Genomic DNA, 20,257 nt, shown 5'->3' with positions numbered 1-20,257 from the left:
GAAGGATATCAAGCGATCACTGATCACCCCAAGCTCATGCTCACTGCGCTTTCCGGCAGTTCCTCGTCGAAACAACGCTGATAGAACTCGGCCACGATCTGGCGTTCCAGTTCGTCACATTTGTTCAGGAAGGACAGGCGGAATGCATACCCGACCGAGCGGAAGATATGCGCGTTTTGCGCCCAGTTGATCACCGTCCGCGGGCTCATCACAGTCGACAGATCACCATTCATAAACGCGGTGCGGGTCAGGTCGGCGACGGTGACCATCTGGGCCACGGTCTTGCGACCCTTCTCGGTGTTCAGAAGTGGATTCTTCGCCAGCACGATGTTGGTTTCCGCGTCGTGGCTCAGATAGTTCAGTGTGGCGACCAGAGACCAGCGGTCCATCTGCGCCTGGTTGATCTGCTGCACGCCGTGATACAGCCCGGTCGTGTCGCCCAGACCCACGGTGTTTGCTGTCGCAAAAAGACGGAAGGATGGATGCGGGGTGATCACCTCGTTCTGGTCCAGCAGGGTCAGCTTGCCGTCATGCTCCAGCACTCGCTGGATGACGAACATCACGTCCGCGCGGCCTGCGTCGTATTCGTCGAACACAATGGCGGTCGGGTTGCGCAGCGCCCACGGCAGGATGCCTTCCTGAAATTCGGTGACCTGCATCCCGTCTTTCAGCTTGATCGCGTCTTTCCCGATCAGGTCAATCCGGCTGATGTGGCTGTCAAGGTTCACTCGCACGGCGGGCCAGTTCAGACGGGCAGCAACCTGTTCGATATGGGTCGATTTCCCGGTGCCGTGATAGCCTTGGATCATCACGCGACGGTTGTGTGAAAACCCTGCAAGAATTGCCAATGTCGTGTCAGGATCAAACTTGTAGGTGCTGTCGATTTCGGGCACACGTTCCATGCGGTCGGCAAAGCCTTTGACATGCATATCGCTGTCAATGCCGAAAACCTCGCGAACCGAGATCTCTTCGGTGGGTTTTGCGTTCATATCCTGTGTGCCGTCAGCCATCTGCGTAGTTCCTTCTGCCTCGCGCGTCGCAACCCGGCTTTGATGCCTGATCAACGAGACGGGTTCAAGGGGAAGAGGGTGAGATTTATGACGCCAGATCATGCTGGTCCCAGAAACAGATGGAACTGGCCCGACAGCTTCTCTCTGTTTCTTCTGGCCTCAAATATCCTGGGGTGAATGCGCGCAGCGTAGAGGGGCAACGCCCCTATACCCCTCCTGCAACTCAGGCCGGCGGTGCCTTACTTGAAGCTACGGCTTTCCTTGATCTGATCCCACGCCCAGACCACCTGCTGCAACTGTTCTTCCTGCGACCGATCACCGCCGTTCATGTCTGGGTGCAGCACCTTGATCAGCTTCTTATAGGCTTTACGGATCTCGGCCTTGGTCCAGTGGTCCTTGGCTTCCAGAATATCGACGGCACGGCGTTCGGTGGGCGGCAGTTTGCGGGTGCCAGTGATCGACTTACCGGGGTTGCGTGTGGCGTTTTCACCCAGCACCTGATGGGGGTCATCCACACCTAGGCGCGCCCAAGCCCGTTGTTCATCTTTTGACCCGAACGGTTTGGTCTCACGCTCCCACACGCGATCTTTTTCGAACTGTTCATGGACTTCGTTCTCTGGCGCCCCGTCGAAGAAGTTCCACTTCAGATTATACTCCCGCACGTGATCCTTGCAGAACCATTTGAACTCATCCAGATGATCAGGCGAACGCGGCGCGCGATATTGGCCCTGTTCTTGGCAGCCATCGTGCTCACACACCCGTTTCGAGGTTTCGAATGCCCCCGACATCCCACGCTTGCCGCGTGGGTTCTTTTTCTTGGCGGCCGAAACCGACATATCAAAACCAAAAGGATCGTTGTTGGGCATGGGAATACTCTTTTCGACTCGGACCCGAGAGTTTACTGCATTTTCAAGCTGATTGAAGAGGGAAAGGGCAGGAAATGAACAGGGCAGACCAGATTTATCAGGCGTTGGATGCAGCGTTTTCGCCTCAACATCTTGAAGTTATTGATGAAAGTGAAAGCCACAGGGGGCATGCGGGTTATCAGGAGGGCGGGCAAAGTCACTTCCGCGTCGTGATCCGCGCGTCCATGTTCGGCGAAATGACGCGCGTTGCCCGTCACCGGGCGATTCACGCCGCACTGGGGGCTGAACTGGTCGGGCAGATACACGCGTTGGCGTTGGACGTGGCCAGCTAAGTCACCGCGTCAAGCTATGTTTCCTGACGGTTGATGGCAGGCGCGCGCTCGCTGACTGTGTTTGCTTCTTCGGCTGACGGCAGGGTCGGAGCCTTATGGGCGTCCTCGACATCAATTGGGGCCGCAATGGTTGGCGCACGGTGGACCGGTTCGTCCTGTGCCTCGTCGACCTCTGCTTCCACAGCTTCATCCACCACCAAGGCGCGGCGAAACACCAGAATGCTCTGGTAAACGGTCGTGCGCCCGGTAAATCCAGAGCGTTCTTCGCAAGGCAACGTGTCGGCGCGCAGATATTCCCAGCCATCCGCTGCCATATCATTCAAAAGCTCGGTCACAGCATGTGCGAACCGGTCTTCATTGGTCTTGATCCCGCGGGCCTTCTTGCCCTTGCGCGGGGCGGGGATCGCTTCATATTCGAACTGCGTCATGGCATGTTTCCTTAAATTGGCTGGCGCACCCTAAACGATCGGCGCCCGGCCTACCAAAGAGGATTGAACGGCTTGCGGAATTCCGCCTGAGCGCGGCCCAGCCACGCTCAGCGGGCTAGGTTTACAATCCCAGTTTCGCGGTCACGATATCATTGACCGCTTTTGGATTGGCTTTGCCACCGGTGGCTTTCATCACCTGACCAACAAAGAAACCCACCAATTTCGGGTTTTCTTTGGCTTTTTGGACCTGTGCGGGGTTGGCGGCGATGACCTCGTCCACCGCAGCTTCGATGGCACCAGTGTCGGTGACCTGTTTCATACCACGATCTTCAACGATCTTGGCCGGGTCGCCGCCTTCGGTATAGACGATCTCAAACAGATCCTTGGCGATCTTGCCCGAGATGTCGCCCTTGGTGATCAGTTCGATGATAGCGCCCAGTTGCGCCGGGCTGACCGGGCTCTGGGTGATCGAATGATCTTCTTTCTTCAGACGACCGAACAACTCGTTGATGACCCAGTTGGCGGCCAGTTTGCCGTCGCGACCTTCAGCGACGGCTTCAAAGAAGGCAGCACTTTCGGCGTCAGCGGTCAGAACGCTCGCGTCATATTCGGACAGGCCAAACCCCGTTACGAAGCGGGCTTTCTTCTCGTCCGGCAGTTCGGGCAGGGTCTTGGCGATGTCATCGACCCAGCCTTGTTCGATTTCCAGAGGCAGCAGATCAGGGCAGGGGAAGTAACGATAATCATGTGCTTCCTCTTTGGAGCGCATCGACCGCGTCTCATTCTTGTCGGCGTCATATAGGCGCGTTTCCTGCGTGACTTCGCCCCCGTCTTCCAAAATGGCGATCTGCCGGCGTGCCTCATAGTCAATGGCCGCCTGAATGAACCGCATCGAGTTCATATTCTTGATCTCGCATCGGGTGCCGAGATGGCCGAAATCCTGCGTTTCCATGTATTTCTCATATTGCCCCGGTCGACAGACCGAGACGTTCACGTCCGCGCGCATGCTGCCACTTTGCATGTTGCCATCGCAGGTGCCCAGATAACGTAGAATTTGGCGCAGCTTGGTCACATAGGCGGCGGCTTCTTCGGGGCCGCGAATATCAGGACGGCTGACGATCTCCATCAAGGCGACACCGGTGCGGTTCAGGTCCACGAAGGACATGTTCGGGTCCATATCATGCACCGATTTTCCCGCGTCCTGTTCAAGGTGGATGCGTTCGATGCGCACCTTACGAGCCACGCCGGGGCCCATATCTACGATCACTTCGCCTTCGCCCACGATAGGGTGATATAGCTGGCTGATTTGATAGCCTTGCGGCAGGTCCGGGTAGAAATAGTTCTTGCGGTCAAACGCCGAAAACAGGTTGATCTCGGCCTTCAGGCCCAACCCTGTGCGCACCGCCTGTTCAACGCAAAACTCGTTGATCACGGGCAACATGCCGGGCATGGCAGCGTCCACAAAGGCGACATTCGAGTTGGGTTCGGCACCGAATGTAGTGGACGCGCCTGAGAAAAGTTTGGAATTGGAGCTGACCTGCGCGTGGATTTCCATCCCGATAACCAGCTCCCAATCGTCCTTGGCTCCGGCGATGGTTTTAACGGCAGGGGCTTCATAGGCGAGATGATCCAGCATGTGCTCTTTTCCCGTGTTTCGTGATCTTCTGGCCTTCTAGGGCAGGTGCAGGCGCGGGGCAAGAGGTTGCGGGCGGGACACGGCGTAGGGCGTCGTGCGACCCGCAATAGCGGGTTTATCGCCATAAGATTGTGCTGCGGTGCAGCATTGGGGCGAATTTCTGGTATGAGTAGAAAAGCGTGAGCGCATACCGGCCTTGCACACAAGGAATATCAGCGAGACTCTGCCAATTGCTGCGCTGCCGCATTCGTGAGGTTGCTTAATGCAACCGCCCCCCTTACGAGGCCGGGATGATTTGAGTGAGAACGCAACCGGACCTGAGCGAGGGACGATGAAACGACTTATTATGGGCCTGTTGGCGGCGGTGATGATTGCCCCAGCTGCGCAGGCAAACGACATATTCGGCTCGCGCGGGGTGCGTGCGCCGGTGTTGACGATGAAATGGGATACCAAGCCGCAAGCTTCGGCCTGGACAGACGCCACCATGCAGGCGCTGGAATCGCATGGGACGATCCTGTCGGAAACCGTGCCCGATGACATCGACGCCTGGTGCCCGGGCTACGAGGCGCAGGACACAATCGGCCGCAACGCCTTCTGGACGGGACTTCTGTCGACCCTATCATTCTACGAAAGCACATGGCGCCAGACCGCCGTCGGTGGCGGTGGAAAATGGTATGGCCTTGTGCAAATCCTTCCGGCCACCGCACGTGGGTATGGATGCGAAGCACGCTCTGGCGATGCATTGAAAAACGGAGAATTGAACCTGAGCTGCGCGATCCGCATCATGTCTGTGACCGTGCCGCGTGACAACGTGGTATCGCAGGGTATGCGCGGCGTGGCGGCTGATTGGGGACCGTTTCATTCCAAGCGCAAACGCGAAGCCATGCGGGCGTGGATCAAAGATCAGCCCTACTGCTCTGCGGGTTGATAATCGTCTATGTCCGACACAGGAAATACAAGGTCATAGACGAAGTTGAAGATAAAAGCATAGACCAAGTAAAACAGGACGAATGCTAGATCCATCAACAGCGCCTGCCATAGGCTGACACCCAGATACAGCGCGATCAGTGGTAGGGTTGCGATCAAAAGACCAAGTTCAAAAAGAACGGAATGCACGACCCGTTCGAACATGTTCTTGATCACTTTTCCCTTGATCCTCAGCATCGCGCGATCAAACAGGATGTTATAAAAATAGTTCCACACGGTCGCGATGGTCGCAGCTGCGATTGTAACGACCCCGATGTCGCCGGCATGCATACCAAATCCCAAAGAACCAAGCGGGATGGCCAGAAGAATGCCGATGATTTCAAAGCTAATTGCGTGTCGGATTCGGTCGCGGTTCGTTCGCATGTTTGGCCCCTGATAGGTCCGGGCCGTCCCGTGTGGTTTCCCATGTTGGGGGAGGTCGTCCTCACCCTTTCTAAGATAGGATTGTGATGGGGCGTGTCAATCAGGTTGCATATACTGGGTGCGAAAAGGCGGACCTGATTGGTCCGCCTTGTTCAAAGTTCGACGAATGCTCAGTCGCCCAACATCCGCCCGACCATTTCCTGACTGTCGCGGCTTAAGCCCTGAATCGCTTGAATGCGCTTCAAGGCAGCCGTCATCATGTCCTGACGATCTGCATCATAGCGGCGCCACGTCTCAAACGCGGTTGTCATCCGTGCTGTGGTCTGCGGGTTCACCGGATCAAGCCGGATCAACCAGTCTGCCGTCAGCGCATAAGCCTTTCCGGACACATGGTGGAACCCTGCGTGGTTCATGGCCAGCGCGCCGAACAAGGCGCGGAAGCGGTTGGGGTTCTTCCAGTTGAACGCGGGGTCCTTGGTCAGCCTCTCTGTCACATCCGCCGCTGTCTCAGGCGTCGCATGGGCGACTTGCATGGCGAACCATTTGTCCATGACCAGTTCGTCATTTTCATAGCGGCTGCGGAAATCAGAAAGCGCCGCTTCGCCTTTCTGGACTTGCAGCAGATACCCCAACGCCCCCAGCAGCAAGCTCATGTTGTCCGCCCGGTCATAAAGCGCCTGCGCCGCGGCCCCGCCGTCCAGACGGTTTAGCAGGTTCAACAGGCCAAGGCCAAGGGCACGCTTGCCGGCTTGTTCTGCGTTCGGCGCATACGGCTCGGTCACGTCCATTTCGGCCATCATGCGGGGCAGGAGGTCATGCACATGCTCCGCCATGGCCTGCCACAGCGTTTGCTGCGCGTTGTAAATCTTCTGCGGGTCAGGTGTGACACCGGCATCAAACAACGTCTGCGCCAGATCATCCTGACTTGGCAGCCCCAGCGTCAGCGCGCGGAAGGCCGGGTCAAGGCTGTCGTCGCGCAACATCACCGCAATCGCGTCAAGATATGCGTCCAATGGCCCGTCTTCGCCGGTAATCAGCGCCACAAGCACCTCTTTGGCCAGCGTGCGCCCGGCTTCCCACTTGTTGAACGGGTCGGTGTCATGGGCTAGCAGGAAGGCACGCTCCTGCGGCGTGCTATCACGCTGCAAGATCACTGGCGCCGAGAAGTGGCGTAGGATCGACGGCGTAGGTTTTGCACCCAGACCGTCGAACGAAAAACTCTGCTTGGCCTCGGTCATCTCCAGAACTTGCGTGCCGACCACCTCGTCCCCGTTGGGGCCGATCAAGCCAACGGCGATTGGGATATGCTGCGGCAACTTTTCGTCCTGCCCCGGTGTGGGCGGTGTTTCTTGTTCAAAATGAAGCGTATAGGTGCCATCCTTGAAGTCATCCGCCGCCTTCACTCGGGGTGTCCCGGCCTGTTTGTACCAGCGGCGGAACTGGGTCAGATCGCGGCCTGTGCTGTCTTCGAACACGCGCACCCAATCTTCGATGGTCGCAGCCTCGCCATCATGGCGGGTGAAGTAGAGGTCCAACGCCTTGTAATATTCCTCTTCGCCGACCAGTGTTTTCATCATCCCGATCAGCTCGGCGCCTTTTTCATAGATGGTCGCGGTATAGAAATTGTTGATCTCGACAAAGCTGTCGGGCTGCACCTGGTGGGCCAGAGGGCCGTTGTCTTCGCGGAACTGGCGGCCACGCAGGGCAGACACATCGTTGATCCGGCACACGGCCTTGGATCGCATATCGCCCGAGAACTGCTGGTCGCGGAACACGGTCAGCCCTTCCTTCAGCGACAGTTGGAACCAGTCGCGGCAAGTGATCCGGTTGCCGGTCCAGTTGTGGAAATACTCGTGCGCGATGATGGCCTCGATCCGTTCAAAATTCGCGTCCGTGGATGTTTCGGGACTGGCCAGTACGGCGGAGGTGTTGAAGATGTTCAACCCCTTGTTTTCCATCGCCCCCATGTTGAAATCGGACACGGCAACAATCTGGAAGATGTCCAGATCATACTCACGCCCGTAAACCTCTTCGTCCCATTTCATCGAGGCTTTCAGCGCCTCCATCCCAAACGCGGTTTTGCCCTCGTCACCGGGGCGCACCCACAGTTTCAGGTCCACCTCTTTGCCCGACATGGTGGTGAAACTGTCTTCGCGGGCGATCAGCTCACCGGCCACCAAAGCGAACAGATAGGCGGGCTTGGGCCATGGGTCGTGCCATTCAGCCCAACCGTTGCCTGACCCGGCCGGGTTGCCGTTGGACAAAAGCACCGGCATGTCGCCTTCGATCCGCACCTTGAAAGGCGCCATCACGTCGGGACGGTCGGGATAGAATGTGATGCGGCGAAACCCTTCGGCCTCGCATTGGGTGCAATACATGCCGTTCGACATGTAAAGGCCGGACAGCGCCGTGTTCGTTTCCGGGCTGATTTCGACTTCAGCTTCCCATGTGAAGGCTGCATCGGGCACGTCTGCTGTCAGCCCGTCATCGACCAGTTTGGGCGTGACCTCGGCCCCGTCAATGGCAGCGCGGACCAGCTTAAGCTGCTCACCATGCAGGAAAAAGTTGCGCGACGTGGCATCAGGATTGGGGACAAAGCGGATCGTGGATCGCACTCGTGTCGCCTTTGGGTTTAGCATGAAGGTCAACGACACCTCTTCGACCAGCCAGTTAGGCGGGGTATAATCGGCAAGGTAAACGGGTTGAGGTGCGGTGTCGGTCATCAGATGTCCTTTCGGCTCGCGTGCAAGTCGGCAGGTTAGACCCGCCATCCGAAGGCTGCAAGGCAAGAGCATGGCGCGGACGACGATTAAGTTTTGCTTATCTACAGGGGCAAGAAATCCCGCTTGCGAAAAGCTGCTGTATGCGAGAGTCTACCGCAAATTCGAGACTGCTGGGCAAAGGGACCGGGGATGAGCGACTATATCGACCGCAAAGGGCTTTCTGTACATCGCGAGCTTGGGCGTTTTCTTGAAACGCGCGCGCTTGCCAAGACAGGTTTGAAATATGACGACTTCTGGCGCGGGTTTGCCGATATCATCCACGAGCTTGGCCCAAAGAACCGCGCCCTTCTGGAAAAGCGCAAAACGATCCAGCAACAGGTGGACGACTGGCACAAAGCCCGTGCTGGCAAACCGCATGACGCCGCAGCCTATCGTGCGTTTCTGGAAGAGATCGGATATCTTGTCCCCGAAGGCCCGGATTTCAACATTGAAACCACAAATGTAGACCCCGAGATCGCCGAGATTCCCGGCCCGCAACTGGTGGTGCCGATCATGAATGCTCGGTTTGCCTTGAACGCGGCGAACGCGCGTTGGGGCAGCCTTTATGACGCGCTTTATGGCACTGATGCGCTTGGCGCGTCTCCTAAACCGGGTGGCTATGATCCCGAACATGGCGCGCGTGTGATCGCTTGGGGGCGTGATTTTCTGGATCAGGCGGTACCTTTGGCAAGTGGCAGCTGGGCGGAAATTGATGACGTGTCGGTAAAGGGTGGTGTACTGGCCCCCGTGCTGAATAATCCTGCGCAATTCGCAGGTCATGCCGAGGGTCGAATCTACTTGAAAAACAACGGCTTGATGATCGAGCTTCGTTTGGATGATACGACACCCGTTGGTCAGCAAGACCGGGCCGGTATCTCGGACATTCGTCTGGAAAGCGCGATGTCGGCAATCATGGATTGCGAAGACAGCGTGGCGGCCGTGGATGCCGAAGATAAGGTTCTGGCCTATTCCAACTGGCTGGGTCTGATGGATCGCACATTGACCGAAGAGGTTGCGAAGGGTGGCAAAACCATCACCCGCAAGCTGGCGGATGACATCCACTATTCCGCGCCTGACGGAACGCCCGTGACCCATAAAGGCCGGGTGCTGATGTTGGTGCGCAATGTTGGCCACCTGATGACCAATCCGGCCATTCTGGACCGCGACGGACAGGAAGTGCCCGAGGGAATTATGGACGCCGTGATCACCACGCTGTGTTCGATGCATGACCTGATGCGCGATGATGGCAATTCGGTCAAAGGTTCGATTTATGTGGTGAAACCCAAGATGCACGGGCCGGATGAAGTTGCCTTTGCGGATGAGATTTTCACCCGCGTCGAAGAGATGCTGGGCCTGCCGCAATACACCGTTAAGTTGGGCATTATGGATGAAGAACGGCGCACCAGCGCGAACCTCAAAGAATGTATCCGGGCGGCAAAACACCGCGTGGCCTTCATCAACACCGGCTTTCTTGATCGCACCGGGGACGAGATTCATACTTCGATGGAGGCCGGTCCGATGGTGCGAAAGGGCGATATGAAAGACGCCGCCTGGATCAGCGCCTACGAGGATCGCAACGTTGATATCGGCTTAGCCTGCGGGTTGCGTGGCAAAGCGCAGATCGGCAAAGGTATGTGGGCGATGCCAGACCGGATGGCGGATATGCTGGAACAGAAAATCGGCCACCCCAAAGCGGGTGCAAACTGCGCTTGGGTGCCAAGCCCGACCGCCGCGACATTGCACGCAACCCACTATCACCAGATCGATGTTCTGGCCCGTCAAGACGAGATCGCCGCCGTTGGGCCGCGTGGCACGTTGGCGGATCTACTGACCATTCCAGTCGCGCAAGGTGTGAATTGGTCTGACGCCGAAATCCGTGACGAGATCGAAAACAACGCACAAAGCATTCTTGGCTATGTTGTCCGCTGGGTCGACGCGGGTGTCGGATGCTCGAAAGTGCCCGACATTCATGATGTTGGGCTAATGGAGGATCGCGCAACCTGTCGGATTTCCAGTCAGGCGCTGGCTAACTGGTTGCATCACGGCGTGGTCTCAGAAGACGAGGTGATGGATGCAATGCGCTCCATGGCGGTGAAAGTGGATGGCCAGAACGCCGGCGACCCGACCTATGAACCGATGGCGCCAGACTTCGATGGTGAAGCGTTCAAAGCTGCCTGTGATCTTGTTTTCAAGGGACGCGCGCAACCTTCGGGTTATACTGAACCCATGCTTCACGCACATCGACTGGCCAAAAAGGCACAGATGGCGGGATAAGCCAACCTCTGAAGGAGGACTGAGATGAACAAGATCACACTGGACACCGCACGCCTAATTGTCCGCGAAGCACTAAACCATGCCAGCAAGACCAAGATGAAACCCCTGTCGGTTGCTGTGGTCGATGCGGGTGGGCATCTGATCGCTTTTGAACGGGCAGACGGTGCGCCCGTGGGGCGGTTCGAATTGGCACTGGGCAAGGCTTATGGCTCGGTCATGTTGGGCATCGGAGGCACCGCACAACGTGACCGTGCCGAGGCCCAAGCCTATTTCATCGCCGCGGCCAATGCGGCCTATGGTGGTAAGTTGGTGCCGGTGCCGGGTGGCTTTGTGGTCCGGAACGCCGCGGGCGATGTCGTTGGCGGTGTTGGCGTCACGGGCGACACGTCCGAAAACGACATGGCCGCAGGGGATGCAGGGATCACAGCTGCCGGTCTTGTGGCAGAAGGGTAAACTGTATCCCCCGTTGTGCGGCTTCATGCGTTCCAGTATTCTTTGCAATCAAACCTATTTCCCGGAGCAGGTATGACACGGCCCATCATCGGAATCATTGGCAACGCCTATTTGATTAATGACCAATATCCGTCCCACGCCGGCGGGACGATGAATTCCGAAGCAATTTCGCAGGTTTCAGGCTGTCTGCCACTGATCGTGCCATCTGATCCGCGCTTCGTGACGGTGGATGAACTGCTAGACACCTGCGATGGCTTTCTGTTCACCGGCGGGCGTCCCAACGTCCACCCCGCAGAGTATGGCGAGGACGAAACAGAAGCACATGGCGAGTTTGACCGCTGCCGTGATGCCATCACCTTGCCCCTGATCCGCGCTTGCGTTGATCGCGGCCAACCTTTCTTTGGCATCTGCCGCGGGTTTCAAGAGGTCAACGTCGCCATGGGCGGCACGCTCTATCCCGAAATTCGCGATTTACCCGGGCGCATGAACCATCGGATGCCGCCGGACGGCACGTTGGAGGAAAAGTTTGCCATCCGGCATGATGTGCATTTTGAGGAAGGCGGAACCTTTCACAGGCTGTTGGGGTCCACCTGTGTGCGCACAAACACTTTGCACGGGCAGGGGATCAAAACCGCCGGGTCGCGAATTGTGATCGAAGGTCACGCCGATGATGGTACGCCAGAAGCCATCGTGATTAAGGATGCGCCGGGCTTCACGATGTCTGTGCAATGGCACCCAGAATACCAAGCCACACAGGATCCCGTGTCACAGATCTTGTTTCGCGCCTTTGGGGATGCGGTGCGCATGTGGGCTGCCAGATCGAATAAACAGCGTCCCATGCGGTCTTCTGTCGCCTGATCTGCATTCTTCTGTGTTGACCTTCCTGTAGCTGGAACGCCCATGGTGGCGGCTAAGAAAAGGAGTTCTCATGATTCGAGCCAACACAACTGTGGTCTATGCTGGTATTGCCTTGGTTGTTGTTTCTCTGGCGGGTCTCAGCGTGTCGCGTCTTGTCGGCTCGCAAGATACGCAAGCAACGACGACAGATAATGACGCCATGCCCGCAGATATTGCATCAAACGATCAGATTGTTCCGGTGAAGATGCCGACGCTGGATGACGCCCAACAGATCGGCCAGAAGGTATTTACCGCGAAATGCGCGTCCTGCCATGGGAACACCGCCGGGGGTGTTGACGGGGTAGGGCCACCCCTAATTCACAAAATATACGAGCCGTCCCACCACGCTGACTTTGCTTTCTACCGCGCCGCCGAGCTTGGCGTACAGGCTCATCACTGGAAATTTGGCAATATGGAACCGGTCACGGGTATTACCCGTGCTGAAGTGACAAGTGTCATTGATTTCATTCGCGCGGTGCAGCGAGAAAACGGCATCTATTGAAGGGTAAATGGGGTGCCCGTCGGACACCCACTTTTCGCTCTAAGCAACGCGGGGTAGGGCGCGCGCCTCATAACCCTTCAATACCATGCGAGCTGTGTCGCCATAATGGCGCGGGTCTGCGCGCAGGTCGGGAAACAGCACAAACAACTCTTCTCGCGCGGCAGCTTCGATGGCACCAAGGCCTTCATGGCCCGGATGGAAGCTCTCGGTCGCTGCTTTGTTGGCAAACACAACCTCGTGCCGATCGAACATCATGTGGAAATAGGTCACCTGATCCATGGGTTTGGTCACGACGCCTTTACCATCCAGCAAGTGTTTGGCTGGCACCATCACTTCGCGTTGGGCAAATAGCAATGTGGCCTCGTGCCCGGAATAAACCATCCGGTGTTGAGGCGAGACCAGCAGAGGCTTGTCATTCCCAAACTGTCCCTGAGCGATCTGGATCGGGGCGAGTTTTCCGGTGCCCGACACCGTTTTCTGACCCATCCAACGAATAGGCTGCAGCCCGTTGTCGCGGGTTACGACCATGTCACCGGGGCGAAGATCCTGAATGGGGCGTTCACCACGCTCCGTCAGGATCATCGTGTCCGTGGTAAAGCAGATGATCACGCTTTCGATGTTGGTGAAAGTCAGGGTGGTGCCGTCCGAAAGGGTCGCGGTCCCGTTCTCTGAATTCCCCGGATCGAAAACCACATCGTTCCAGTCATCGACCAGGTGGTTCAGATAGAGTGTATCGGTGTCGCCGTCATCGTCGTCTTCGCCACCATCAATGGTGATTGTCGGGCCAGATCCGTCCAGCGCCGTCGCGGCATCCAGATTGAACGTATCCGATCCAGCACCGCCCGAAGCGGTGTCACCAGCCGCAACGTTCAGCGTATCCGTGCCATCACCGCCATCCAGTGTGTCGGCACCCAGGCCGCCGGTTAGCGTGTCATTGCCGCCCTGACCATAGATGACATCATCGCCATCGCCACCATCGATGGTGTCATTGCCACCCACGGACGGATCGGGGATCGTTTCAAAATGCACATCCGAGACCCAGATCGCCTGTGTGCCAGACTGAAGGTTGCCATAAACAATCTCAATCTCGCTGACCGGCCCCGAGATTTCGACCAGAACTGATCCGTCAAGTTGGTTCTGGCTGTTAGCTGCCGTGCTGGCGGTGACTGTGTTGCCGGACACGGTGTCGCCGCCGCCCGGTGTCAAGGTGACGGTCACCGGATTGCCGGCGGCGTCAATCGCGTTCACCGTAATTATATCGGTGTGGTTACCAGCGCCCCAGTCCACATCGTTGATCCGGAACGAGACATTTTGAACATCATCCAGCGAATTGCTGCCTGCCGCAGCTGCGAAATCGATTGTCGTCGTCGACGTCGTTCCATCGCCGCTACCATAAAGGTACAGGCTCGAATTGTTGTCAAAATCCTCGCCAGCTGCGACATAGGTCGTATCACTTGTCTCGACCCGATAGACAGGCGCATTGGTCCCATCACTGCTAAAGCTGACGGATACGTCCATTTCGCCGGTGTTTTGAGTGAAACCCGCGCTTAGATTGGTACCGTCGCCGCCTTGCGCACTCCAGTCTAGAACTTCAGTTGTGTCAACCGGCGGTTTGTCGTCGCCATAGATGACATCATCACCTGCGCCGCCATCAATCGTGTCATTGCCTTCGCCACCTTCGATTGTGTCATTTGCCGCACCGGACGCGATTGTGTCGTTGCCCGCGTAGCCGAAAATCACATCGTCATTGCCGCCTACGCCGGTGCCATCGCCACCATCGACCACATCGCCGTCTTCATCGGTGAAGCTGCCATCAATGACGTCGTCACCCGACGTACCGGTCAGAACCCCATCATCTGTTGCATAGGCGGGTGCTGACACCACCGAAGATGATGAAATCGTGGATACGGGGCCGTAATCGGGTACGAAATAGACGTTCCCGTCCGATGCTTCGTAATACACGCCGGGTTCGGTGGTGTTTGTATATGTGGTGCCATTATAGGTCCCAGACCAAACCCATTCGCCCGCACCAATAGTCGAAGTGGTCGTGAAGGTTACCAGTGGGCCGCCGATGCTGTCGCCTGCATCCAGCGAATAGTCGCCAAGTTGAACCAGATAACCCTGGGGCATTTAAATACTCATACATTCGTTAACACTATTGGAAGTTCCACCTTCCGATAGTTCCATTACTTAAACGTCAACCGGGCAAAGAAAAGACAAAATATAGAAAAAAGCGCCATAATTCATGATTTTGAAATTCGGCACCTCACTATTTTAGGGGAGGGACGCGTCAAACTGGTCTCGGGTGCTGCATTGTCCACCGATCGTAGAAAATGACCGTTTTCTGATAGGTCGATCAAAGGTGCGCAGCAAAGCTGATTCGCTTTGCGTGTCAGCGCTTATCACAGGACCGGGTCGCCATTAACCTAGCCAGCCGTGTTAGCCCTTCCCGGATCTCATCGGTCGACCGCGCATAAGAAAACCGCAGTGTCTGATGCCCGCGCACCGGGTCGAAATCCAGTCCGGGGGTCACCGCGACGCCTGCCTTGTCCAGGATTTCAGCGGCAAGCGCACGGCTGTCATCGGTAAGGTCACTGACATCGGCATAGATATAAAACGCGCCATCTGGAGGCGCGATTTTGTCGAAACCGATCTTCGGCAGCTCGTCGATCATAAGTTGGCGGTTGGTGGCATAGGTGGCAAGGTTCGCGTCCAACTCATCGCGCGCATCAAGCGCGGCGAGGGCGGCAATCTGGCTGGCATGCGAGGGGCAGATGAACATGTTCTGGGCCAGCCGTTCGATCAGTCGCACGTGATCTTCCGGCACGATCATCCAGCCGACACGCCAACCGGTCATCGAAAAATACTTCGAGAAACTGTTGATAACATAAATGTCGTCGGACACTTCCAACGCCGAGATCGCACGGCCTTCGTATTGCAGACCATGATAGATCTCATCCGCGATGAAACTTGTGCCTTGCGCGTGGCAGGTGCTGATCAGGCTTTCAAGGGCTGCGTGGTCCAGCATGGTGCCCGACGGGTTGGCGGGCGAGGCGGTGATTAGCCCGGCCAGATCGCCGGGGATCTCGGACGGCACCGGTTGCAAGCGGTTTTCCGCGCGGGTCGGAATGCCCACCGGCGTCAGATTCAGGGCCTTCAAGATCTGGCGATAGGAAGGGTATCCTGGCTCGCCCAGCCCCACCTTGTCGCCCGCATCAAACAGCGCGGTGAAGGCGAGGATGAAGGCCCCCGAACTGCCCGGCGTGACCACAACACGTGCCGGGTTGATATCCAGATTATACCAATCTTTATAAAGCTTTGCGATGCCTTCTCGAAGCGCCGGAAGGCCAAGGGATACAGTGTATCCCAGCGATTCACCCTCCATTGCGCCAACAAGGGCTGCGCGTGCCTTGGCGGGTGCCGGGGTTGAAGGCTGCCCCACCTCCATATGAATGATGTCCCGACCAGCGGCCTCGGCGGCACGGGCGGCTTCCATCACATCCATAACGATAAACGGATCGACAATCCCGCGGGTAGAGCTTTTCATGGTGTCCTCACTATGCTGCGCGCCCGTGTGGGTGCCCTTGACGGGCAGCAAAGTCAATGGCGCGCGGTCGCGGTTTTTGTCGCAGGTGTTGGGGCAGGTCGCCGGTTGGCAGCGCCGCGCCAATGGCATAAACGCGTTATGATCGCGGGATTGTGCAGTTACATGGCGCGCCCGATTGCTAGAGTATTCGCGTGCCTAAGCGGTGCGACCAAACAAGAACGGACGAACGACATGAAATTCACACGGACCCTGGCCCTGACCACCGCGCTGACAATGGCTTCGGCCTTGCCGGGCACAGCGTTTGATCTGACCAGCATGACGGATGACGAACGCAACGCCTTCCGCGACGAGGTCCGCGCTTATCTTATGGACAATCCCGAGGTGCTGATGGAAGCCATCGGTGTGCTAGAGCAGCGTCAGGCAGCGGCACAGGATGCGATGGATGAGGACCTTGTTAAGGTCAATGCCGACGCGCTGTTCAACGACGGCTATTCCCACGTTTCGGGTAACCCCGATGGCGACATCACAATTGTCGAATTCGTTGATTATCAATGCGGCTACTGCAGAAAATCCTATGACGTTCTGCAAGAGCTTCTGGAAAAGGACCAAGGCGTACGCCTGATCCTGAAAGAATTCCCAATCCTCAGCGAAGCCAGCATGCTGTCCGCGCGTTATGCGATTTCGGCCCAGAACCAGTTTGGGGAAGAAGCCTATGCCACGTTGCATGATGCTTTGATCACCCTCAGGGGCAATGTGACAGTCGAAAGCCTGATCAAGTTGGGCGACGATCTGGGGCTGGATGGACAGGGAATTGCCGACGGCATGAATGCGCCCGAGGTTGACAAAGTCTTAGCCGAGAACCGGGCGCTGGGACAGCGTTTGCAGATCACAGGCACCCCGGCTTTCGTCATGCACGACACCATGGCGCGCGGCTACATGCCGCTTGAGCAAATGGAACAGATCATCGCCACCAAGCGCGAAGAAAGCTGAAGCCACGACCATTAGCGGCTGACCTTCCGGGCGGGGCTTGATAAGCTCTGCCCAGAACAAAGCTCGGTCAAGGTCAAATCACGATGACAACACGGAAGAAGCGCAGGGCAGGGGCTATCTTGCTGGCTGTGGCGGGGTTTGCCCTTAGTGCAGGGGTGGGCATGGCTCAAGAAGCCGCCGCGCCGCTTACATCCGTGCCGCCGGAACCGCGACCTGCGCATGCTGCCGTCGAAGTGCCCGAGATCGCGACCGCCATGACGACCGCTCCCCCAGCGCGTGTGCCTGACACCACTTCGCAAACGCTGACCGGGTTGGCACGGCTCACAGGCTCGAGCGTTACAATCACAGATCGCTGGCGCGGAGCCGCGCTTGAGATCGGAATGACCCGCACTGTGCCTTGGCGGGTCTTTACACTAGATGATCCGCAGCGTGTTGTGGTGGACTTTTCCGAACTGGACTGGGCGGGGCTTGATCCGCAAGCGGTGCTGGCGTCCTCAGAGCGGGTGGTCGAAGTTCGGGCGGGGCTCTTCCGTCCCGGTTGGACACGCCTTGTCCTGACACTTGCTGCCCCGATGGTGGTAGAAAAAGCGTGGATGACCAGCCCCGAAACTGACGGCGCGCCAGTGATCATGCGGCTAGACCTAGCGCAATCGACGCCGGACGCGTTCGCAGCCACCAGCGGCGCGCCGGACAGCGCCGTCTTCGCCCCAGATGCACTACGCCCCATGCCGTCGCCGAAAACCCGGCAGACCGGGTTTGGTGACTTGGTGGTGGTGCTCGACCCTGGCCATGGCGGTATTGATCCCGGAGCAGAGCGCGAGGGTGTGGTGGAAGCAGACCTGATGCTGACTTTTGCGCGGCAACTGAAAGAAACGCTGTTGCGCGCCGGTGGCTTCAAAGTCGTGATGACCCGTGACCGCGACATGTTCGTTCCATTGGAGGAGCGAGTGACCATTGCGCGCCGGGCAGGCGCGGATGTGTTTCTGTCTCTGCACGCAGACGCGCTGGTGCAGGGAAGGGCAACCGGCGCCACGGTCTATACCTTGTCAGAAGACGCGACCGACGCGGCCTCGCAATCGCTGGCCGAGCGACACGATCGGGGTGATATACTGGCGGGCGTCGATCTGTCCCGGCAATCTGACGAGGTGGCGCTGGTCTTGATGGATCTGGCGCGCACTGAAACCACACCACGCGCCGAGTCGCTGGCCGATGCGTTGGTCGAAGGGATATATTCCGCCACTGGATCCACCTATAAAACCCCGCGGATGAAAGCCGGGTTTTCGGTGCTGAAAGCGCCAGATATTCCGTCGGCATTGATCGAATTGGGGTTCTTGTCGTCACCCCGCGATCGCAAATTGTTGCAAGACGAAAACTGGCGCAGACAAGCGGCCGAGGGCATACGCGATGCCCTGCAATATTGGTCGCTGCAAGACGCTGCCAAGGCCGAACGGCTACGGCAGTAAGTCTTTTTATCCCAAAAGGTTGCGCCGCCTTCTTTACGTGTTGGACAATAAGGCGGCTTTTAATTAAAGACCCTTAGCGCGGTAACTTGCCGCCACGCGTTTGATGGCAACAATATAGGCCGCCATCCGCAAGTCATCCACGTCATCACGGGAATGCCAGACCTCTCGCATGTCCTGATAGGCGGTGCGCATTGTGTCATCCAAACCCGAGCGTACAAGCTCCAGTTCATCCGCGCCGCGCAAGTATTTTTCCTTGAATTGCGGTGTCATCGACCACGCATCGCCAAGGTAACGATCCAGCCGCTCCAGTTCGTCCACCACCAGTTGGTGACGGGCTTCTTCCTGACGGCGTTGCATCCGACCGAAGCGGATGTGGCTCAGGTTCTTGACCCACTCGAAATAGCTGACGGTCACACCGCCCGCGTTGGCATAAAGGTCAGGAATGATCACCGTGCCTTTTTTTCGCAGAATTTCATCCGCGCCCGAGGTCAAAGGCCCGTTGGCCGCTTCGATGATCAAAGGTGCCTGAATGCGATCCGCATTGGACAGGTTGATGACCCCTTCAAGCGCTGCGGGGATCAGAATGTCACAGTCAGATTCCAGAACCTTCGCCCCGTCTTCATGATACTTCGCATCGCCGAACCCTTTGACGCCGCCATGTTGCACGATCCACTGGTGAACGGCTTCGACATCCAGCCCATCGTCGTTCACCAATGCGCCGTCACGTTCAATGATACCGACGATTTTCGCACCGTCCTCTTCCGACAGGAACTTGGCGGCGTGATAACCCACATTCCCCAAACCCTGCACAACAATGCGCTTGCCCTCCAGTTTGCCAGACAAGTTTGCGATCGCGACATCTTCGGGATGGCGGAAGAACTCGCGCAGGGCATATTGAACACCGCGCCCGGTGGCTTCGACCCGGCCAGCAATGCCGCCGGCATGGGTGGGTTTGCCAGTCACACAGGCCCGTGCGTTGATATCGGTCGTGTTCATGCGCGCGTATTGGTCGGCGATCCACGCCATCTCGCGTTCGCCGGTGCCCATGTCGGGCGCGGGGACGTTCTGCGACGGGTTGATCAGGTCACGCTTGGCCAACTCATACGCAAAGCGACGCGTGATCAGCTCTAACTCGTGTTCTTCATAGTCGCGGGGTTCGATGCACAGCCCGCCTTTCGATCCCCCGAACGGTGTTTCCACCAGCGCGCATTTGAAGGTCATCAGAGCAGCCAGCGCCTCGACCTCGTCCTGGTTTACAGCCGAGGCATAGCGGATGCCGCCTTTAACGGGTTCCATATGTTCAGAATGGACAGATCTGTACCCGGTGAAGGTGCGAATTTCCCCCCTGAGCCGCACACCAAATCGAACTGTATAGGTCGAGTTACAGACGCGAATTTTCTCTTTCAAACCGGTGGGAATATCCATCAATGCGACCGCCCGGTCGAACATCAGGTTTACGGAATCGCGGAAACTCGGCTCTTTGATATTAGCCATATCAGCCATTTTTTTACACCTCTGAGGTCTTTTCTGCGCTGCCGCAGAATCAATTCCTGCGGCGCTTCTTTGAACAGGTTAGGCTTAATTGCCACCAATGCCACCCCCGCAATCCCTGTGCGATTGGTGCGCAAGCTGGGTCAGAGGTCGCTTTGTGCAGTTTCTGTCGCCTTAGCGCGAACAATAACGTGTCATTCTATGGATAAAATCATATTTGTTAAAAAAATGCCTTAGTTTCGCCACAGCCATTGAT

The 20,257-nt window shown here is 57.4% G+C and carries 17 protein-coding genes; 8 read left to right on the top strand and 9 right to left on the bottom strand.

What is annotated here, in order from left to right; genetic code table 11:
* Positions 1-23: 23 nt before the first annotated feature.
* Positions 24-1,010, bottom strand: coding sequence for a cobaltochelatase subunit CobS (cobS, locus tag MWU51_RS07790; protein ID WP_247036129.1), 987 nt, complete (start codon positions 1,008-1,010; stop codon positions 24-26).
* 239 nt (positions 1,011-1,249) lie between these two features.
* A complete protein-coding gene (locus MWU51_RS07785) occupies positions 1,250-1,876 on the bottom strand; it encodes a J domain-containing protein (protein ID WP_247036127.1) in 627 nt (208 codons plus the stop codon).
* 74 nt (positions 1,877-1,950) lie between these two features.
* On the opposite strand from MWU51_RS07785, the gene MWU51_RS07780 reads away from it, so the two are divergent.
* Complete coding sequence (locus MWU51_RS07780; protein WP_247036125.1) at positions 1,951-2,208, top strand: BolA family protein; 258 nt, start codon at positions 1,951-1,953, stop codon at positions 2,206-2,208.
* A 14-nt stretch (positions 2,209-2,222) separates the two neighbouring features.
* Here MWU51_RS07780 and MWU51_RS07775 read toward each other — a convergent pair whose 3' ends face one another.
* Together MWU51_RS07775 and gatB are read right to left on the bottom strand one after the other, a co-directional pair.
* The gene (locus MWU51_RS07775; protein WP_247036124.1) at positions 2,223-2,636 is read right to left on the bottom strand and encodes a DUF4177 domain-containing protein; all 414 of its coding nucleotides are present in this window, start codon (positions 2,634-2,636) and stop codon (positions 2,223-2,225) included.
* Between the two features lie 121 nt (positions 2,637-2,757).
* Entirely contained in the window at positions 2,758-4,272 is a 1,515-nt protein-coding gene (gatB, locus tag MWU51_RS07770) for an Asp-tRNA(Asn)/Glu-tRNA(Gln) amidotransferase subunit GatB (protein WP_247036122.1), read from the bottom strand.
* Positions 4,273-4,603: 331 nt separating this feature from the next.
* Here gatB and MWU51_RS07765 point away from each other — a divergent pair, with 331 nt between their 5' ends.
* Positions 4,604-5,200 carry a transglycosylase SLT domain-containing protein gene (locus tag MWU51_RS07765; protein ID WP_247036119.1) on the top strand — a complete coding sequence of 199 codons (597 nt, stop codon included), beginning with the start codon at positions 4,604-4,606 and terminating at the stop codon, positions 5,198-5,200.
* On the opposite strand, the gene MWU51_RS07760 is transcribed toward MWU51_RS07765, so the two are convergent.
* Entirely contained in the window at positions 5,182-5,622 is a 441-nt protein-coding gene (locus MWU51_RS07760; protein WP_247036117.1) for a PACE efflux transporter, read from the bottom strand. The genes MWU51_RS07765 and MWU51_RS07760 overlap by 19 nt on opposite strands.
* A 170-nt stretch (positions 5,623-5,792) precedes the next feature.
* Positions 5,793-8,345 (bottom strand): aminopeptidase N, encoded by a 2,553-nt coding sequence (pepN, locus tag MWU51_RS07755; RefSeq protein WP_247036115.1) that lies wholly within the window; start codon positions 8,343-8,345, stop codon positions 5,793-5,795.
* Positions 8,346-8,534: 189 nt separating this feature from the next.
* Here pepN and MWU51_RS07750 point away from each other — a divergent pair, with 189 nt between their 5' ends.
* The 4 genes from MWU51_RS07750 to MWU51_RS07735 all read left to right on the top strand — a co-directional run bounded on the left by MWU51_RS07750 (position 8,535) and on the right by MWU51_RS07735 (position 12,510).
* Positions 8,535-10,658 (top strand): malate synthase G, encoded by a 2,124-nt coding sequence (locus MWU51_RS07750; RefSeq protein ID WP_247036113.1) that lies wholly within the window; start codon positions 8,535-8,537, stop codon positions 10,656-10,658.
* A gap of 24 nt (positions 10,659-10,682) precedes the next feature.
* A complete protein-coding gene (locus MWU51_RS07745; protein ID WP_247036112.1) occupies positions 10,683-11,111 on the top strand; it encodes a heme-binding protein in 429 nt (142 codons plus the stop codon).
* A gap of 72 nt (positions 11,112-11,183) precedes the next feature.
* Positions 11,184-11,969, top strand: coding sequence for a gamma-glutamyl-gamma-aminobutyrate hydrolase family protein (locus tag MWU51_RS07740; protein ID WP_247036110.1), 786 nt, complete (start codon positions 11,184-11,186; stop codon positions 11,967-11,969).
* A 70-nt stretch (positions 11,970-12,039) separates the two neighbouring features.
* Positions 12,040-12,510, top strand: a complete 471-nt coding sequence (locus MWU51_RS07735) for a cytochrome c (protein WP_247036108.1) — start codon at positions 12,040-12,042, stop codon at positions 12,508-12,510.
* Positions 12,511-12,549: 39 nt separating this feature from the next.
* Here the strand turns inward: MWU51_RS07735 and MWU51_RS17060 are convergent, their stop codons facing one another.
* Positions 12,550-14,640 carry a Hint domain-containing protein gene (locus MWU51_RS17060; protein ID WP_281502653.1) on the bottom strand — a complete coding sequence of 697 codons (2,091 nt, stop codon included), beginning with the start codon at positions 14,638-14,640 and terminating at the stop codon, positions 12,550-12,552.
* Positions 14,641-14,902: 262 nt separating this feature from the next.
* Positions 14,903-16,057, bottom strand: coding sequence for an aminotransferase class I/II-fold pyridoxal phosphate-dependent enzyme (locus tag MWU51_RS07715; RefSeq protein ID WP_247036105.1), 1,155 nt, complete (start codon positions 16,055-16,057; stop codon positions 14,903-14,905).
* 12 nt (positions 16,058-16,069) lie between these two features.
* Between MWU51_RS07715 and MWU51_RS07710 the strand changes: the two genes are divergently transcribed.
* Both MWU51_RS07710 and MWU51_RS07705 read left to right on the top strand, forming a co-directional pair.
* Positions 16,070-17,047 (top strand): DsbA family protein, encoded by a 978-nt coding sequence (locus MWU51_RS07710; RefSeq protein ID WP_348646722.1) that lies wholly within the window; start codon positions 16,070-16,072, stop codon positions 17,045-17,047.
* Between the two features lie 83 nt (positions 17,048-17,130).
* Positions 17,131-18,510 (top strand): N-acetylmuramoyl-L-alanine amidase, encoded by a 1,380-nt coding sequence (locus tag MWU51_RS07705; protein ID WP_247036102.1) that lies wholly within the window; start codon positions 17,131-17,133, stop codon positions 18,508-18,510.
* 63 nt (positions 18,511-18,573) lie between these two features.
* On the opposite strand, the gene MWU51_RS07700 is transcribed toward MWU51_RS07705, so the two are convergent.
* Positions 18,574-20,004, bottom strand: coding sequence for a Glu/Leu/Phe/Val dehydrogenase (locus tag MWU51_RS07700; RefSeq protein WP_247038762.1), 1,431 nt, complete (start codon positions 20,002-20,004; stop codon positions 18,574-18,576).
* Positions 20,005-20,257 lie beyond the last annotated feature (253 nt).

The sequence above is a fragment of the Aliiroseovarius sp. F47248L genome (assembly GCF_023016085.1).
In the GTDB taxonomy this organism is placed as follows: Bacteria; Pseudomonadota; Alphaproteobacteria; order Rhodobacterales; family Rhodobacteraceae; genus Aliiroseovarius.
The sequence above is the reverse complement of the archived record's forward strand: the minus strand, read 5'-3'. Positions and strand labels throughout refer to the sequence as shown.

Bases quoted from the DNA above. Each gene is read 5' to 3' on its own strand.
- MWU51_RS17060 (WP_281502653.1), bottom strand. From the start codon at position 14,640: ATGCCCCAGGGTTATCTGGTTCAACTTGGCGACTATTCGCTGGATGCA.
- MWU51_RS07750 (WP_247036113.1), top strand. From the start codon at position 8,535: ATGAGCGACTATATCGACCGCAAAGGGCTTTCTGTACATCGCGAGCTT.
- MWU51_RS07765 (WP_247036119.1), top strand. From the start codon at position 4,604: ATGAAACGACTTATTATGGGCCTGTTGGCGGCGGTGATGATTGCCCCA.
- MWU51_RS07780 (WP_247036125.1), top strand. From the start codon at position 1,951: ATGAACAGGGCAGACCAGATTTATCAGGCGTTGGATGCAGCGTTTTCG.
- MWU51_RS07715 (WP_247036105.1), bottom strand. From the start codon at position 16,057: ATGAAAAGCTCTACCCGCGGGATTGTCGATCCGTTTATCGTTATGGAT.
- MWU51_RS07740 (WP_247036110.1), top strand. From the start codon at position 11,184: ATGACACGGCCCATCATCGGAATCATTGGCAACGCCTATTTGATTAAT.
- gatB (WP_247036122.1), bottom strand. From the start codon at position 4,272: ATGCTGGATCATCTCGCCTATGAAGCCCCTGCCGTTAAAACCATCGCC.
- MWU51_RS07775 (WP_247036124.1), bottom strand. From the start codon at position 2,636: ATGACGCAGTTCGAATATGAAGCGATCCCCGCCCCGCGCAAGGGCAAG.
- MWU51_RS07700 (WP_247038762.1), bottom strand. From the start codon at position 20,004: ATGGCTAATATCAAAGAGCCGAGTTTCCGCGATTCCGTAAACCTGATG.
- MWU51_RS07785 (WP_247036127.1), bottom strand. From the start codon at position 1,876: ATGCCCAACAACGATCCTTTTGGTTTTGATATGTCGGTTTCGGCCGCC.
- MWU51_RS07705 (WP_247036102.1), top strand. From the start codon at position 17,131: ATGACAACACGGAAGAAGCGCAGGGCAGGGGCTATCTTGCTGGCTGTG.
- MWU51_RS07760 (WP_247036117.1), bottom strand. From the start codon at position 5,622: ATGCGAACGAACCGCGACCGAATCCGACACGCAATTAGCTTTGAAATC.
- cobS (WP_247036129.1), bottom strand. From the start codon at position 1,010: ATGGCTGACGGCACACAGGATATGAACGCAAAACCCACCGAAGAGATC.
- MWU51_RS07710 (WP_348646722.1), top strand. From the start codon at position 16,070: ATGCTGCGCGCCCGTGTGGGTGCCCTTGACGGGCAGCAAAGTCAATGG.
- MWU51_RS07735 (WP_247036108.1), top strand. From the start codon at position 12,040: ATGATTCGAGCCAACACAACTGTGGTCTATGCTGGTATTGCCTTGGTT.
- MWU51_RS07745 (WP_247036112.1), top strand. From the start codon at position 10,683: ATGAACAAGATCACACTGGACACCGCACGCCTAATTGTCCGCGAAGCA.
- pepN (WP_247036115.1), bottom strand. From the start codon at position 8,345: ATGACCGACACCGCACCTCAACCCGTTTACCTTGCCGATTATACCCCG.